This is a genomic window from Pseudomonas inefficax, assembly GCF_032164165.1.
In the GTDB taxonomy this organism is placed as follows: domain Bacteria; phylum Pseudomonadota; class Gammaproteobacteria; order Pseudomonadales; family Pseudomonadaceae; genus Aquipseudomonas; species Aquipseudomonas inefficax.
Genome location: NZ_CP134401.1, coordinates 453,541 through 469,718, shown reverse-complemented (window position 1 = coordinate 469,718; position 16,178 = coordinate 453,541). Strand labels below are relative to the sequence as shown.

General features: G+C 64.3%; 14 protein-coding genes. 2 read left to right on the top strand and 12 right to left on the bottom strand.

Features of this window, described 5'->3' with window-relative positions; genetic code table 11:
• Positions 1 to 268 precede the first annotated feature (268 nt).
• The 3 genes from RIN61_RS02220 to nhaB form a co-directional block, all read right to left on the bottom strand.
• Positions 269 to 1,228: a ribonuclease Z gene (locus RIN61_RS02220; protein ID WP_313855538.1), complete on the bottom strand. Its 960-nt coding sequence runs from the start codon at positions 1,226 to 1,228 to the stop codon at positions 269 to 271.
• Positions 1,229 to 1,305: 77 nt separating this feature from the next.
• Positions 1,306 to 1,851 carry a lipocalin family protein gene (locus RIN61_RS02215; protein WP_313855537.1) on the bottom strand — a complete coding sequence of 182 codons (546 nt, stop codon included), beginning with the start codon at positions 1,849 to 1,851 and terminating at the stop codon, positions 1,306 to 1,308.
• Between the two features lie 227 nt (positions 1,852 to 2,078).
• Complete coding sequence (gene nhaB / locus RIN61_RS02210; RefSeq protein ID WP_112252845.1) at positions 2,079 to 3,581, bottom strand: sodium/proton antiporter NhaB; 1,503 nt, start codon at positions 3,579 to 3,581, stop codon at positions 2,079 to 2,081.
• A gap of 150 nt (positions 3,582 to 3,731) precedes the next feature.
• Between nhaB and RIN61_RS02205 the strand changes: the two genes are divergently transcribed.
• Both RIN61_RS02205 and nudC read left to right on the top strand, forming a co-directional pair.
• Positions 3,732 to 4,544, top strand: coding sequence for a crotonase/enoyl-CoA hydratase family protein (locus RIN61_RS02205; protein ID WP_112252844.1), 813 nt, complete (start codon positions 3,732 to 3,734; stop codon positions 4,542 to 4,544).
• A gap of 36 nt (positions 4,545 to 4,580) precedes the next feature.
• Entirely contained in the window at positions 4,581 to 5,411 is an 831-nt protein-coding gene (gene nudC / locus RIN61_RS02200) for an NAD(+) diphosphatase (protein ID WP_112252843.1), read from the top strand.
• Here nudC and RIN61_RS02195 read toward each other — a convergent pair.
• The 9 genes from RIN61_RS02195 to mnmA form a co-directional block, all read right to left on the bottom strand.
• A complete protein-coding gene (locus tag RIN61_RS02195; RefSeq protein WP_112252842.1) occupies positions 5,379 to 6,158 on the bottom strand; it encodes a TSUP family transporter in 780 nt (259 codons plus the stop codon). The genes nudC and RIN61_RS02195 overlap by 33 nt on opposite strands.
• 201 nt (positions 6,159 to 6,359) lie before the next feature.
• On the bottom strand, positions 6,360 to 7,190 hold the full coding sequence (locus tag RIN61_RS02190) for an alpha/beta fold hydrolase (protein ID WP_112252841.1): 831 nt from the start codon (positions 7,188 to 7,190) through the stop codon (positions 6,360 to 6,362).
• Between the two features lie 272 nt (positions 7,191 to 7,462).
• Positions 7,463 to 8,752, bottom strand: coding sequence for an NAD(P)/FAD-dependent oxidoreductase (locus RIN61_RS02185; RefSeq protein WP_112252839.1), 1,290 nt, complete (start codon positions 8,750 to 8,752; stop codon positions 7,463 to 7,465).
• A 234-nt stretch (positions 8,753 to 8,986) separates the two neighbouring features.
• Positions 8,987 to 10,942, bottom strand: a complete 1,956-nt coding sequence (locus tag RIN61_RS02180) for a DNA topoisomerase III (RefSeq protein ID WP_313857537.1) — start codon at positions 10,940 to 10,942, stop codon at positions 8,987 to 8,989.
• A gap of 204 nt (positions 10,943 to 11,146) precedes the next feature.
• The gene (locus RIN61_RS02175) at positions 11,147 to 11,575 is read right to left on the bottom strand and encodes a GNAT family N-acetyltransferase (protein ID WP_112252837.1); all 429 of its coding nucleotides are present in this window, start codon (positions 11,573 to 11,575) and stop codon (positions 11,147 to 11,149) included.
• Entirely contained in the window at positions 11,568 to 12,734 is a 1,167-nt protein-coding gene (locus tag RIN61_RS02170) for a ribosomal protein uL16 3-hydroxylase (RefSeq protein ID WP_112252836.1), read from the bottom strand. Before RIN61_RS02170 ends, RIN61_RS02175 begins: the two co-directional genes overlap by 8 nt.
• Positions 12,735 to 12,815: 81 nt before the next feature.
• The gene (gene purB, locus RIN61_RS02165) at positions 12,816 to 14,186 is read right to left on the bottom strand and encodes an adenylosuccinate lyase (protein ID WP_112252835.1); all 1,371 of its coding nucleotides are present in this window, start codon (positions 14,184 to 14,186) and stop codon (positions 12,816 to 12,818) included.
• A gap of 187 nt (positions 14,187 to 14,373) precedes the next feature.
• Positions 14,374 to 15,000 carry a high frequency lysogenization protein HflD gene (hflD, locus tag RIN61_RS02160; protein WP_313855532.1) on the bottom strand — a complete coding sequence of 209 codons (627 nt, stop codon included), beginning with the start codon at positions 14,998 to 15,000 and terminating at the stop codon, positions 14,374 to 14,376.
• Entirely contained in the window at positions 14,997 to 16,121 is a 1,125-nt protein-coding gene (gene mnmA, locus RIN61_RS02155; RefSeq protein WP_025339779.1) for a tRNA 2-thiouridine(34) synthase MnmA, read from the bottom strand. The genes hflD and mnmA overlap by 4 nt, the downstream gene beginning before the upstream one ends.
• Between the last annotated feature and the right edge of the window lie 57 nt (positions 16,122 to 16,178).

The window sequence follows — 16,178 nt, the reverse complement described above, 5'->3', positions numbered from 1 at the left end:
ACAAGGCCGCTCCCACATTTGTTGCAACGTGCCACACTTGTCAGGCAATGGTTGGCAGCCTTGTCGCTTTGACGCGGTTTTTTGGCTGGCGCTACCGAAGCCCCACTTGCCTCAAATCATGCACCAAGGCGGGCGACGCCTCTCTCACAGGCATGGCCACGTTGCAACAAATGTGGGAGCGGCCTTGTGCCGCGAAGCGCCGCGCGGGCGGCGCTCGATTTCACAGGCGATGAAGATGTTGTGGCGAGCATCTGCGAAGCTCCACAATTCATCCCGCCGGCTCGAGACAGCCATCGCGCCCGATGTGATAGCGCTGCAGGTCCTGCGCCAGGGTCAGCTGCCCGCTGTAGTGGGCGAGGGCTTCGTCGCGCACGTTGTCGATGCTCGGGTTGCGCCGTGGGTCGTTCTGGTAGCGGGCGCTGAAGTGCGTCAGCACCAGGTTGCGCACGCCCGCAGCTTCGGCAAAGCGCGCCACCGCAGCCGCGGTGCTGTGGCCGAAGGTAACCCCCGTGCGCTCGACCACCGCCTGGGTGAATGTGGCTTCGTGTACCAGCACGTCCGCGCCCTTGGCTGCGTCGGCCAATAGCTCGGGGTTGTCGTTGTCGCCGCACACGATCACCCGCCGCGGCGGGCGCGAAGGGCGCAAGTAGTCGCTGCCATGCAGCCGCCGCCCGCCATGCTGCACCGTCAGGCCCTTGGCCAGGTCGCCCCACAGCGGGCCGCGGGGGATGCCATCGGCTTCCAGGCGCGGAATGTCCAGGCGTGGTTCGGGGTTGAGCTCGGTGAAAACGAAGCCGACGCTCGGTACCCGGTGCGACAGTTGCACGCTGGTTACTTGCACGGCATCACTGCGCCACTCGACCAGCTCTTCCACGGGCAGCAGGCGCAGTTCGAATGGCAAGAAGGTATCGCTAGCCACCAGCCCCTGCCGCACCCAGTCGTGCAGGGCAGCGGGCAGGACAAGGTCCAGCGGCTGGGTGCGCCCGCTCATGCCGGCGCTGGCCAGCAGGCCCGGCAGGCCGAAGCAATGGTCGCCGTGCACGTGGGTGATGAAGATGGCGCGCAGGTCGCGGATCGACAGCGGCGTGTGCAGCAGCCGGTGCTGGGTGCCTTCGCCACAGTCGACCAGGTACCAGTGGCTGCCGCTGGCTTCGATCACGGCGGTAGCGCTGACGTTGCGTGCCTTGGTCGGCACGCCGGCGGAGGTGCCGAGGAACAGCAGGTCCATGTTCAGGCTCCTTGTTTCAGCCTAGCAACGCCAGGGCGCACACCTTAGCCTGATTGCTGCATGCCGTCGATGGCCCGCTACTCGGCCTGCCGCCAGATCAGGTTGCTGGTGTCATAGCCTTGCTCCCGGGCAATCGTCAGCAGTTGCTCGCGCAGCTGGTCGGTGACTGCGGGCGTGCGCGAAAGCAGCCACAGGTATTCGCGGTTCGGGTGGCCGACCAGGGCTACGCGGTAGTCCTTGTCGTGGTACAGCACCCAGTACTCCCCCTTGGTCAGGCCGGGCGCGAGGCGGCTGAACCAGTTGTCGAAGCGCACCCAGAGCTTGTCGGTGCTGCCCGGTTGCTGGGCTTCGGCGATGCCCTTGGCCTGGTCCCACTGGCCGTCCTTTTCCTGGCAGCGGTTGGTCACATCGAGGCGGCCGTCCTCTCGCAGGCCATAGTGCGCCTCGGACTGCACGCAGTTGCGCTGGAAGAACATCGGCAGTCGCGCGAGTTCGTACCAGGTGCCCTGGTAACGTTGCAGGTCGACCTGCTGGGTGCGCGGCGGCGCCGGGTGATCGTTGCCGGCGCAGCCGAGCAGGGCCAGGGTCATGCAGGAAAACAGCAACGTGGTGCGTAGCGCCATGGTGAACCTCCTTGACACGGACGGGGCTTACCTGTGTTTCGATGCGGGCGAGAGGCAAAAGTTGTACGGGATTGGAAAGTCGAATGGCGTGCAGCAGAATCGAAAGCGCAAATCTGTGCTGGCCTTTTCGCAGGTAAACCCGCTCCCACAGGCACTGCACAGCCTTTGAGCCTGGCGCAATACCTGTGGGAGCGGGTTTACCCGCGAAGAGGCCGGTGCAGGCTACCTCACAGCCAGTAGGTCACCGCCCACCACCCCAGCCCACCCATCACTACGGTATAGGGCAAGGCCATCCACACCATGCGCCCATACGACAGCCGGATCAGCGGCGCAATCGCCGAAGTCAGCAGGAACAGGAACGCCGCCTGCCCATTCGGCGTCGCCACGCTCGGCAGGTTGGTGCCGGTGTTGATCGCCACCGCCAGCGTCTCGAAATGCTCGCGGCTCATGCCGCCATCGAGGAACGCCTGCTTCACCTCGGTAATGTAGATGGTGGCAACGAACACGTTGTCGCTGATCGCCGACAGCAGGCCGTTGGCCAGGTACAACATGCCCGGTTGCTGCTCGGCCGGGAGCGCCAGCACCCAGGCAATCAACGGGCTGAACAGTTGCTGCTGGTGAATCACCGCCACCACGGCGAAGAACACCACCAGCAATGCGGTGAACGGCATGGCGTCCTGGAAGGCACGGCCCAGGCGGTGTTCGTCGGTGATGCCGGTGAACGCCGTGATCAGCACGATCACCATCAGACCGATCAGGCCGACCTCGGCAACGTGCAGCCCCAGGCAGACGATCAGGATCAGTGCGGCCAACCCTTGCACCCACAGCGCGATGCGCTGGGCAGTGGTGCGCGCAGCATCGTCCTCGGCGGCGTAAGTGGCCAGCACCTGGCGCACCGGCTCGGGCATCAGCGTGCCATAGCCGAACAGGCGCAGCTTTTCCAGCAGCACGCAGGTCAGCAGGCCGGCGCCCAGTACCGGCAGCGACACCGGTGCCACCTTCAGGAAGAAGTCAGCAAAGCGCCAGCCCATCTCATGGCCGATCAGCAGGTTCTGCGGCTCGCCCACCAGTGTGCACACGCCGCCCAGGGCGGTACCCACCGCGCCATGCATCAGTAGGCTGCGCAGGAAGGCGCGGAACTGGTCGAGGTCTTCACGGTGCAACTGTGCGACCTGCTGGTCGCTGTCCAGCGCACTGTCTTCGCGCGGGTTGGCCCCGGAGGCGACGCGGTGGTACACCGCATAGAAACCGACCGCGGCACTGATGATCACGGCGGTGACGGTCAGCGCATCGAGAAACGCCGAGAGGAATGCCGACAGCACGCAGAACAGCAACGCCAGGATCGCCTTCGAACGCACACCCAGCAGAATGCGCGAGAACAGGAACAGCAGCAGTTCCTTCATGAAGTGGATGCCCGCGACCATGAACATCAGTAGCAGGATCACAGGGAAGTTGTGCTGCAGCTCTTCGTAAAGGGCTTGCGGAGTGGTCATCTGCAACAGCAGGGCTTCGACCAGCAGCAGGCCGCCAGGCATCAGCGGGTAGCACTTCAGTGCCATGCCCAGGGTGAAGATGAATTCGAGCACCAGTGCCCAGCCGGCAGCGACCGGGCCGACGGTCACCAGCAGCAGCGGGTTGAGCACCAGGAACAGGCAGATGACTGCCTTGTACCAAAGCGGCGACTGGCCCAGAAAGCTGTGGGCGAGGGCGCCGGTCAGGGAGCGCGACATGAATTTGTATCCTTATGATTCGGCGATGGCGCACGGTGCCGGATCGGCGCGTCTTAGGCAAGGCGTAAAGTCCCGTTTTTGGCACAAGTGCGGTCATCGGGCTGGGTTACCATCCGTGCCATGAACCCTTCACCCGCAGGAGTGCCGCCCGTGACCGAGTACAGCGCATTCAAGGTCGAACTGACCGACAGCATCGCCCACGTTCAGATCAACCGCCCGGAAAAGGTCAATGCGATGAACGCGGCCTTCTGGGAGGAGATTGTCGACATCTTCCGTTGGGTCGACGACACCGACGCGGTGCGGGCGGTTGTGATCAGCGGTGCCGGCAAGCATTTTTCCGCTGGTATCGACTTGATGATGCTGGCTTCGCTGGCCGGGCAGATGGGCAAGGATGTGGGCCGTAATGCACGCTTCCTGCGCAGCACCATCCTGCGCCTGCAGGCGTCGTTCAATGCCGTGGACAAATGCCGCAAGCCGGTACTGGCCGCGGTGCAGGGTTACTGCATTGGCGGCGCGATCGACCTGATCTCGGCCTGCGACATGCGCTACTGCAGCAGCGACGCACAGTTCTCGATCAAGGAAATCGACATGGGCATGGCCGCCGATGTCGGCACACTGCAACGTTTGCCTCGTATCATCGGTGACGGCATGATGCGTGAGCTGGCTTTCACCGGGCGCAATGTCGAGGCCGAAGAGGCGCTGCGCATCGGCCTGGTCAACCGGGTCTATGATGATCAGGCCGCGCTGATGGACGGGGTCTTTGCCATTGCCGGCGAGATTGCCGCAAAATCGCCGATCGCCGTGGCCGGCACCAAGGAAATGCTCAGCTACATGCGTGACCATCGCATCGACGATGGCCTGGAATACATCGCCACCTGGAACGCCGCGATGCTGCAGTCCGAAGACCTGCGCGTGGCGGTGGCGGCGCACATGAGCAAACAGAAACCGACGTTCGCCGACTGATCAGGCCGGGGGACGCGCAGTAAGGGAACCCCCGACGTGTCAGCACGCTGGACTACCGCAGTACTCGACCCGCAGATCACCGGGGGGCTGGCCGTTGCCCGCAGCCCGGAAGGGTTCCTGGTGGACGACAACGGCGCGCTGTTCCCTCGCGACTGGCTCAAGCGCCAGGACCTCGACGTGCTGTGCGAGCACGGCATCGGCCACTTCGACGGCCAGCCGGTGTTCCTGCTGGAGCTGCGCAGCGCCACCGACCTGCCCGGCTGCGCCTGGCGCGGCCTGCGCGCGTTCATGCTCGAGGGTGACTTCGACACCTACAAAGTGCTGGGCTACGCCGCGCAGATTGGCACCTGGGCCCGCGAGCATCGCTTCTGCGGCAGCTGCGGCCAGGCAATGACGCAGATTCGCTGGGAGCGGGCGATGTACTGCCAGCCGTGCGACCTGCGCAGCTACCCGCGCATTTCGCCGAGCATGATCGTGCTGGTGACCCGAGGCGACGAAGTTCTGCTGGCGCGTTCGCCTCGCTTCGTCACTGGGGTGTACAGCACCCTGGCAGGCTTCGCCGAACCGGGCGAGTCGGCCGAGGACTGCCTGGTGCGCGAAGTGCGTGAAGAGGTGGCGGTGGAGGTGAAGAACATCCAGTACATCGGCAGCCAGTGCTGGCCGTTCCCGCATTCGATGATGCTGGGCTTCCATGCCGAGTATGCCGGCGGCGATATCGTCATGCAGCCGGACGAGATCGAGGACGCCAAGTGGTTCAGCGTCCACGACCTGCCGCCGCTGCCGGCCGGGCGGTCGATTGCCCGGTACCTGATCGATCTCTACGTTGCGCGTCGCCTAGGCTTGGCCGAGCCAGTGCTGCCACGCTAGGCGCACGGTCAATGCCAGCACCACGGTGATGAACACCGGGCGGATGAACTTGCTGCCGCCACTGATCGCCGTGCGTGCGCCGAAGAATGCGCCGACCATCACCGACAGGCCCATGCACAGGCCGACGATGTAATCCACCTGCCCGGAAATGATGAACACCGTCAGCGCTGCGATGTTGCTGACGAAGTTCATGCTGCGCGCCACGCCGCTGGCCCGGACCAGGTCGATGGGGTAGAGCAGCAGGGTGCTCACCGTCCAGAACGCCCCGGTACCCGGACCGGCCACGCCGTCATAGAAGCCCAGGGTGAAGCCTTGCGGCACTTGCCACTTTTTCCTGATCGGTGCATCGGCATCCAGCGGCGCCTTGGGCGTGCCGCCGAACAGCAGGTAGACGCCACAGGCGAAGACGATCACCGGCAACATCTTGTTCAGCCATTCGGCCGGCATGTAGTGGGCGATCACTGCACCGAGCAAAGCACCGACCAAGGTGGCGAACAATGCCGGGCGCCATTGCGCCGGGTGGAACAGCTTGCGCCTGTAGTAGGTGAAACCGGCGGTGGCCGAGCCGAAGGTAGAGCTGAGCTTGTTGGTGCCCAGTACCAGGTGCGGCGGCATGCCGGCGGTGAGTAGCGCCGGGGTGGTTAGCAGGCCGCCACCGCCGGCGATGGCATCGATGAAACCGGCGACGAAGGCGACCAAGGCCAGGATCAGCAGGGTGAGGGGTTCTACGGTGAGTTCGAAGGGCATGGGGTTCTGGCAGGCAGGGAGGCAAGGGGCGGCAAAGGGCCGCACTAGAAGGGTGACATGGTAATCCTGGGGGAGGTGTGTTGCCAGTGCCGGCCCTTTCGCGGGTGAACCCGCTCCCACAGGTTATATGCACATCTGAAGACTTGTGCGGTCCTTGTGGGAGCGGGTCCACCCGCGAAGAGGCTGGTACAGGCCATCACATCAGCTACGGATAAACGCCAGCAAGTCCGCATTGATCACATCGGCATGTGTCGTCGGCATGCCATGCGGGTAGCCTTTGTAGATCTTGAGCGAGCCATTGGGCAGCAGCTTAGCCGACAGCACCCCGGCGTTTTCATAAGGCACGATCTGGTCATCATCGCCGTGCATCACCAGTACCGGTTGCTGGATGCCCTTCAGGTCTTCAGTAAAGTCGGTCTGGGAAAACGCCACGATGCCATCGTAATGGGCCTTGGCGCTGCCGATCATGCCCTGGCGCCACCAGTTGCCGATGATGCCTTCGCTGGCTTCGATACCTGGGCGGTTGTAGCCGTAGAACGGCCCGGCCGGCACATCCCGGTAGAACTGCGCACGGTTGCTGGCGACCTGGGCCTGGAAGCCGTCGAAGACGGATTTGGGCAGCCCACCAGGATTACCGGGAGTCTGCACCATCAATGGCGGTACGGCGGCGATCAGCACGGCCTTGGCCACCTTGTCTTCAGGGTGTCTGGCCATGTAGCGCACCACTTCGCCACCGCCGGTCGAGTGGCCGACATGCACGGCGCCCTGGATGCCCAGGTGAGCGACAACCGCCGCCACGTCGTCGGCGTAGTGGTCCATGTCGTGGCCGTCCCATACCTGGCTGGAGCGGCCATGGCCACGGCGATCATGGGCGACCACGCGGTAACCCTGAGCGAGGAAGAACAGCATCTGCGCATCCCAGTCGTCGGCGCTGAGCGGCCAGCCGTGGTGGAAGTGGATGACCGGTGCGTCACGCGGGCCCCAGTCCTTGTAGAAGATCTGTACGCCGTCCTTCGTGGTTACATAGCTCATGTCGTGTCTCCTGGGTGCAGGGAGCGAAGGGAGCTATTGAGCATAGGAGGAATTTATCCCGGCACTGGAATTTGTATTTGCAGTACCGGCCTCATCGCCGGCAAGCCAGCCACAGGTACTGCACAGTATTTGCAGCCTGTGGTGATCCTGTGCGGGCCTCTTCGCGGGTGAACCCGCTCCCACAGGTACTGCACAGGTCTTGATATCCGTACATGACATGTGGGAGCGGGTTTACCCGCGAAGAGGCCCGCACAGGTGATACAAATTGCCCTTCAGACGCGGTCGCGCATTCGGTACCAGCACTTGGCAGCGGCTTCCAGCGGTGCCGCCAGCAGATCGCCGCCGGGGAAGCGGCCGTTGTCGATGCCTTGGTACAGCGTCAGCAGGTCGTCGTCGCCAAGAATGGCATCGCTGACCGCACGCGCCGCCGCCAGTGTAGGGAGCACGCCATGGCCGGAGAAACCCTGCAGCCAGTAGCGCTGGCCCTCGCGGCCGACATCCGGGGTACGCTGGATACTGCAATCGATATGGCCGCCCCAGGCGTAGTCGATGGCTACCCCGGCCAGTTGCGGGAACACCCGCTCCAGGTACGGGCGGGTGGCGCTGGCGACATCCTTGGGGATGCCACCCAGGTAGGTACAGCCGCCACCGAACAGCAGGCGGTGGTCAGGGGTAAGGCGGAAGTAATCGGGCACGAACTGGTTGTCGATCACGCAACTGTTGCGCGGCAGCAGCGAACGGGCGAAGTCGGCGTCCAATGGCGCAGTGGCCACCTGGTAGGACCCGACGGGCAGCAGGCGGCGTGACAGGCTGCGGTCGAGGCGGTCGATGTAGGCGTTGCAGGCCAGTACCAGGACGTCGCTGCGCACTTCGCCACGCGCGGTGCGGGCGATGTAGCCGCTGCCGGTCTGTTGATAGTCGAGCACCTGGCTTTGTTCGTAGATTCGCCCGCCAGCCGCTTCGATGGTACTGGCCAGGCCCTGGGCCAGCTTCAGTGGGTTGAGGTGGGCGCCTTTGGCGTCGTATAGCGCAGCCTGGTAGCGCGGGCTGTCGATCCATTGCGGCAGCTCGTCGCGGCCGATCAGGCGCAGGGCGTCGTAGCCCCATTTGTGTTCGGCCTCGTGCAGGGCTTCTTCCAGCATCTTCACCCGGCGCGGCAGCACGGCGGTCCACAGGCTGCCCAGCCGGTAGTCGATGTCGAAGCCATGGCGCTCGGGCAATTCGCGCATTTCATCGGCGGCCCAGCACATGCTGGCCCACAGGCGTTGGGTGCGTTCGACGCCCAAGGCCTTCTCCAGCGGCGGCATGTCGCACGACCAGCCGAGCAGTGCCTGGCCACCGTTGCGGCCGGACGCGGCCCAGGCCACGCGGCTGGCTTCCAGCAGCGTTACACGCTTGCCGGCCTGGGTCAGGCGCAAGGCGGTGTGCAGGCCGCTGAAGCCGGCGCCAATGATCAGGACTTCGGTGTCGTGGCTGCCTTGCAGGGTAGGGTGCAGGGGAATGCTGGCGGGGTAGGTCTGGGCATAGTAGCTGGCGATGTGCTGGGCGGACTGTTTGAACATGCAGGGATTCCATGAAATTTATTGTGTTTATTTTCATGAAAATTTAGCAGGTAAATTTCATGGTGCCAATGCATGGTCGGGGTTGATGGTTTAGCTGGGGTTGTTGTGATACCTGTCCTGGCCCTTTCGCGGGTAAACCCGCTCCCACAGGGTCATAACAGGTCTCGAGGTTGGCGCTGTACCTGTGGGAGCGGGTTTACCCGCGAAGAGGCCGGACCTGATAGTGCAAAAACTTCAGGTTGTCGCCTTTCTCCGAGGCTGCCGCGGCTTGCTGGCAGCCTTGCTTCCAGCCGCTTTATTCTTTCCATTTCCTCGACGCTTCTTCTTCCACGGCGGCGCTGCCCCGGCTGCCGGCCCGCTGATGGTCATGCGCATGCCGCTGCACCGTTCGACCAGCTTGCCCATCCACGCCGACTGCCGGGCGACGAACTCCTCCAGCGTCATCTCGCCACTCTGCACCATGTCCAGCGCCTGTTCCCAGATAGCCGTGGTGCCAGGGTCGGCAATGGCGCGTGGCACGGCGTCGATCAGGCTGAAGGCCGCAGGGGTGGCGGACAGCGCCTTACCGTTCTTCACCAGGTAGCCGCGGTCTAGCAACCCCTGGATGATGCTGGCACGGGTGGCTTCGGTGCCGATACCGGTGGTTTCCTTGAGCTTCTGCTTCAACCGCGGGTCGTCCACCAGCTTGGCGACGTTCTTCATTGCCTTGATCAGGTCGCCTTCGGTAAATGGCTTGGGCGGCTGGGTCCACAGGTCCTTCAGTTGCAGGCCCTGCACTGTGCAGTCCTGGCCTTCGTGCAGCGCCGGCAGTACCTGGGCCGGTGCTGCCTCGCGGCCCTTGGTCGGGGTCAGCGCCTCGGGTAGCGCACGGCGCCAGCCTGGTTCGACGATCTGCTTGCCTACTGCACGCAGGGCATGGCCGGCGCAGTCGAAGTCGGCCTGGGTGCGGTCGTACTCGTGGTTGGGCAGGAACTGCGCCAGGTAGCGGGCGCGGATCAGGGTGTACACCGCCTTGTGCTTGGCGGGCAGGCGCGACGGGTCGCTGGCGGCGGCAGTGGGGATGATGCCGTGGTGGGCGCTGACCTTGGCGTCGTTCCACGCCCGTGAACGGCGCTGCGGCTCCAGGTAGGGTTGCAGCGGCGCCAGGCTGGCATCGGCCCGTTGCAGGGCGGCGAGGATGGCTGGCGCTTCGGCGTGCTGGCTTTGCGGCAGGTAGCCGCAGTCGCTGCGCGGGTAGGTGATCAGCTTGTGGGTTTCGTACAGGGCCTGGGCAATGTCGAGGGTTTCCTGGGCGCCGAGGCCGAACTTTTTCGAGCACAGTTCCTGCAGGGTGCCCAGGTCGAAGGGCAGGGGCGCGGCTTCTCGTACGCGCTCGGTGGCCACCTTGATGGCCCGGGCAGTGCCGGCCTGGTTGATGCCCGTGGCGGCCTGTTGTGCCAGGGCCTGATTCAGACAGCGGCCTTGGTCGTCGCAGGCGTCCTCGGGTGCGCGCCATTGGGCATTGAAGCCTTGGCCTGCGTGCTCCAGCTGCACATCGATGGCCCAGAACGGTACCGGCACGAAGTCGGCGATGCTGCGGTCGCGGTCGACCACCAGGCGTAAAGTCGGCGTTTGCACCCGGCCCACCGGCAGCACGCCCTGATAGCCCGACTGGCGGCCCAGCAGGGTGAACAGTCGGCTCATGTTCATGCCGATCAGCCAGTCGGCGCGCGAGCGGCCCAGCGCCGAGTGGTACAGGTTGAAGGTTTCGTGACCCGGCAGCAGTCGCGCCAAGGCCTTGCGAATGGAGGCGTCGTCCAGCGCCGACAGCCACAGGCGCTGCACCGGGCCGCGGTAGCGGCAATGCTCGACCAGTTCGCGGGCAATCATTTCGCCTTCGCGGTCGGCGTCGGTGGCGATCACCAGTTCGCGCGCTTCGCCGAGCAGGCGTTTGACTGCCTTGAACTGGCTGGCGGTCTTGGGTTTGACCAGCATCTTCCACTTTTCCGGGATGATCGGCAGGTCGGCCAGGTTCCAGCGCTTGTAGCGTTCGTCGTAGCTGTCAGGCGGGGCGGTTTCCAGCAGGTGGCCGATGCACCAGGTCACGCAGACGTCGGTGCCTTGCCAGCAGCCATCGCCCTTGCGGGTGGCGCCGAGCACTTTGGCGATGTCTTTTGCCTGGGAGGGTTTTTCGCAGAGGAACAGGCGCATGGCCGGGGACGCTTCATCGGGGTTGATGGGCGATAGGATGCGCAAGCGGGGGCGCGGAGGCAAGTTTTATCTGGATGGATGTACAGGTTTTTTGTCAGGAGGGGTGTCTTGGCTGTGCCGGCCTCTTCGTGGGTGAACCCGCTCCCACAGAGGGCCCCCCACAATATTCAGGATTTGTGGTGGCCCCTGTGGGCAGATCATGGATCAGGCGCGCGAGTCGCGCACCATGTCCACGTGCGGGATGCCGGCTTCGAGGAACTCTTCGCTGACTACGCGAAAGCCCAGCCGCTCGTAGAACGGCGTGGCGTGCACCTGGGCGCTGAGCATCTGCTGCTTCAGATCGCGGTTCTGTGCTTCGACAATCACTGCGTTCATCAGCGCGTCACCCACCTTCAGCCCGCGCCAGTCCTTCAGCACCGAGACCCGGCCAATGGTGCCGTCAGGCAGCAGGCGCGCGGTGCCGATCGGGTAGTCGCCTTCCAGGGCCAGGAAGTGCACGGCGGTCGGGTCATCCGAGTCCCATTCCAGCTCCGGCGGAACGTGCTGTTCGGCAATGAACACTGCTTCGCGGATGCGGCGGATATCGGCGTTGTCCTTGTGCCAGTCGGCGAGGCGCACACGAATCTTATTCATTGGCGAATCCCAGGCTTCCTTGCTTGACCAGCTGTTGAACCAGCATAAGGCCATCTTCATCCTGCAGCCATTCGCCCAGGTTGTCGATGTGCAGGGCGTCGGCCGCGCAAACCAGCTTCAGTAGCTCGCGCAGTTTGCCTGGCAGCGGGCAGCTGCGGCCGCTGGCGAACAGCAGCAGGTCTTCTTCGAATTCGGACCAGGCCAGGCGCGCGCTCGGGTTGCGGATCAGGATGGCGCCCTGTTCCAGGGCATCGACCAGCTCTTCCTCGGACAGCTCTTCACCGACGATCTGCTCGGGGTAGCGCGGCTCGGTCATGAACTGGCCGAACCAGGTCAGCAGCAGGTCCTTGTCGCCCATGTGCTTGTCGAGCAGCGCCTTCAGGCGGTCGAGGGCGTCGTGCTGGATCTGGTGCGGGTCGCTGACCGGCTGGGCATCGGCGTCGCTGTAGCGTTCTTCGTCGGGCAGGAACTGGCCGAGGAAATCGGTGAAGTGGGTCAGCACTTCGGCGGCGCTTGGCGCGCGGAAGCCTACCGAGTAGGTCAGGCAGTCGTCCACGGCCACGCCGTAGTGGGCCAGGCGTGGTGGCAGGTAGAGCATGTCGCCCGGCTCCAGGGTCCACTCATCGCTCTGCTCGAAGTCGGCGAGGATGCGCAGGTCGGCGTGCTCCAGCAGCGAGCTGTCGCTGCTGCACATCTGGCCGATTTTCCAGTTGCGCTGGCCGTGGCCCTGCAGCAGGAACACGTCGTAGTTGTCGAAGTGCGGGCCGACGCTGCCACCAGGGGCGGCGAAGCTGATCATCACGTCATCGATGCGCCAGCTGGGCAGGAAGCGGAAGTTTTCCAGCAGTTCGGCTACCTCCGGGACGAACTGATCCACGGCCTGCACCAGCAGGGTCCAGTCCTTTTCCGGCAGTTCGGCGAAGGTATCTTCGGTGAACGGGCCGCGGCGCAGTTCCCATGGGTGCGCGCCGTGTTCCAGCACGATACGCGACTCTACTTCCTCTTCCAGGGCCAGGCCGGCCAGCTCGTCGGGGTCGATCGGGCTGATGAAATCGGGGAATGCCTGGCGCACCAGCAGCGGCTTCTTCTGCCAGTAGTCGCGCATGAATTCGCGGGCCGAGATGCCGCCAAGCAGCTGCAGTGGAGTATCAGGATTCATGTTCAACCTATTGAAAAAATGTAATTTTCGTTCGGGAATAAAAACGCCCGGCCAGGCCGGGCGTTGAACGCGACGGTCAGCTTAGATGCGTTTGGCCTGTGCTGCCGCGTTGCCGATGTAGGTAGCAGGGGTCAGCTGCTTGAGCTCGGCCTTGGCTTCGGCTGGCATGTCCAGGCCGTCGATGAAGGTCAGCAGCGCTTGCGGGGTGATGCCCTTGCCACGGGTCAGCTCTTTGAGCTTCTCGTAGGGGTTTTCGATGTTGAAGCGGCGCATCACGGTCTGGATCGGCTCGGCCAGCACTTCCCAGCAGGCGTCCAGGTCGGCGGCGATGCGGGCTTCGTTGACTTCCAGCTTGCCGATGCCTTTCAGGCTGGCTTCGTAGGCAATGACACTGTGGGCAAAGCCCACGCCCAGGTTGCGCAGCACGGTGGAGTCGGTCAGGTCACGCTGCCAGCGCGAGATCGGCAGCTTGCTGGCCAGGTGCTGGAACAGCGCGTTGGCGATACCCAGGTTGCCTTCGGAGTTTTCGAAGTCGATCGGGTTGACCTTGTGCGGCATGGTCGACGAGCCGATTTCGCCGGCAACGGTCTTCTGCTTGAAGTAGCCCAGCGAGATGTAGCCCCACACATCGCGATCGAAGTCGATCAGGATGGTGTTGAAGCGGGCGATGGCGTCGAACAGCTCGGCGATATAGTCGTGCGGCTCGATCTGGGTGGTGTACGGGTTGAACTGCAGGCCCAGTTCGTCTTCGATGAAGGCGCGGGCGTTCTGCTCCCAGTCGATCTGCGAGTAGGCCGACAGGTGGGCGTTGTAGTTGCCCACGGCGCCGTTGATCTTGCCCAGCAGCGGCACGGCGGCAACCTGGGCGATCTGGCGCTCCAGGCGGTACACGACGTTGGCCAGTTCCTTGCCCAGGGTGGTCGGCGAAGCCGGCTGGCCGTGGGTGCGCGACAGCATCGGCACGTCGGCGTGGGCATGGGCCAGGGCGCGGATGGCGTCGGCGATCTGGCGCATCAGCGGCAGCAGTACTTCGTCACGGCCGGCGCGCAGCATCAGGGCGTGGGACAGGTTGTTGATGTCCTCGCTGGTGCAGGCGAAGTGAATGAACTCGCTGACCTTGGCCAGCTCAGGCAGCTTGGCGGCCTGCTCCTTGAGGAGGTATTCGATCGCCTTGACGTCGTGGTTGGTGGTGCGCTCGATTTCCTTGACGCGTTCGGCGTGCTCGAGCTTGAAGTCGGTGGCCAGGCTGTCCAGCAGGGCGTTGGCTTCGGCGGAGAACGCCGGCACTTCGCCGATCTGCGGGTGGGCGGCCAGACGCTGCAGCCAGCGCACTTCGACCAGGGCGCGGAAACGGATCAGGCCGAATTCGCTGAAAATGGGGCGCAAGGCCTGGGTTTTGCCGGCATAACGGCCGTCTACAGGGGAAACCGCAGTGAGCGAAGAAAGCTGCATGGGGTGTTCTCGGACAGTCAGGCTTTTGGAAGGGCGCATATCATACATGAAAATTGCGCCCGAGTCGGGTGGCTGACCAAAGGTCGGGCCTTAAAACGCACGTCATGGCTTCTGTGGGAGCGGGTTTACCCGCGAATGCAGTGGTAGAGCCAACATTGCATTCGCGGGTGAACCCGTTCCCACAGGGTCAGGAAGGCGAACGCATCATGTCGTACAGTTCGTTCAGCAGCTTGCGGCGGCTGAACACCAGCTGCCAGCGATGCCCGCCCAGCTGGCGCCACAGGCGTGCGGCGCGGATGCCGGCCAGCAGCAGGGCGCGGATCTTCGAGGCGTTGCTCGCCTGCTGCAGGAAGCGCATGTCGCCATGCACCTGGATGCGCTGACGCAAGGTGCTCAGGGTGTCCTGGTACAAGGCTCCGCTGGAAGCGATGACGTTTTCATGAACCAGGCCGAAATGCTCGGCCTGGGACTGGATTTGCGGCAGGCGGTTGCCAATGGTGTCGAGCAGGTCGCCGCGTTTGTTCAGCTGGCGCTCAAGGCCCAGCATCGACAGGGCGTAGCGCAACGGCTCGCGCTGCAGGCTGCTGGGCTCGCGCTCCAGCGCGCCGACCAGCGCGCGGTAGCCGTCACGCAAATTCAGGTCGTCACCGCCGAACACCTCCAGGGTGTCCTTGGGGTCGCGGACCAGCAGGCTGCCCAGCATGCAGCCGATGTTGGCCTCGCTGGCCTGGCCGGTGCGGGCGATGCGGTCGACCAGTACTGCGGCCTGGAACACACCGCCCAACGCAATCAGCTGCTCCTGCAGGTTGCTCATGCGCGCGGGCTCCACGGCTCGGCAGCTTCGATAACGCCGCCGCCCAGGCACACTTCGCCGTCGTAGAACACCACCGACTGGCCTGGGGTAACGGCGCGCTGCGGTTCGTCGAACACCGCGCGGTAACCGCTTTCGGTCAGTTCCAGGGTGCACTGCTGGTCGCTCTGGCGGTAACGCACCTTGGCGGTGAGCTGGCGCGGGCTGCTGAGGTCGACCGGGTTGACCCAGAAAATTTCCGAAGCGAGCAGGGCGCGGGAGAACAACCATGGGTGTTCATTGCCCTGGCCGACCACCAAAACGTTGCGGGTCAGATCCTTGTGCAGCACGTACCACGGCTCGTCGCCGGCGTCCTTCAGGCCGCCAATGCCCAGGCCCTGGCGCTGGCCGATAGTGTGGTACATCAGGCCGTGGTGGCGGCCGATCACTTCACCGTCGGTGGTTTCGATGTTGCCCGGCTGGGCCGGCAGGTACTGCTTGAGGAAGTCGCTGAAGCGGCGCTCGCCGATGAAGCAGATGCCAGTGGAGTCTTTTTTCTTGGCGGTGGCCAGGCCGTGCTTTTCGGCAATGGCGCGTACCTCGGGCTTTTCCAGTTCGCCGACCGGGAACAGGGTGCGGGCGATTTCCTTGCCGCCGACGGCGTGCAGGAAGTAGCTCTGGTCCTTGTTCGGGTCCAGGCCCTTGAGCAGTTCGGTGAGTTCGCCGGTGTCGCGGCGGCGCACGTAGTGGCCGGTGGCGATCAGGTCGGCACCCAGCGACAGGGCGTAGTCGAGGAACGCCTTGAACTTGATTTCACGGTTGCAGAGGATGTCCGGGTTGGGCGTGCGGCCGGCCTTGTACTCCTCGAGGAAGTGCTCGAATACGTTGTCCCAGTATTCGGCGGCGAAGTTGGCGGTGTGCAGCTTGATGCCGATGCGGTCGCACACGGCCTGGGCGTCGGCCAGGTCTTCACGGGCGGTGCAGTATTCGGTGCCGTCGTCCTCTTCCCAGTTCTTCATGAACAGCCCTTCCACCTGGTAGCCCTGCTCCATGAGCAGAAGGGCGGAGACGGAAGAGTCCACGCCGCCGGACATGCCGACGATGACGCGGGTCTTGGCGGGGTCTTTGAGTGCTGGGCTGGTCATGGTTACCGGTGTGTATCAAGGGGGAAAAACGCCGATTCTATCAAACCTGCGGCGGCG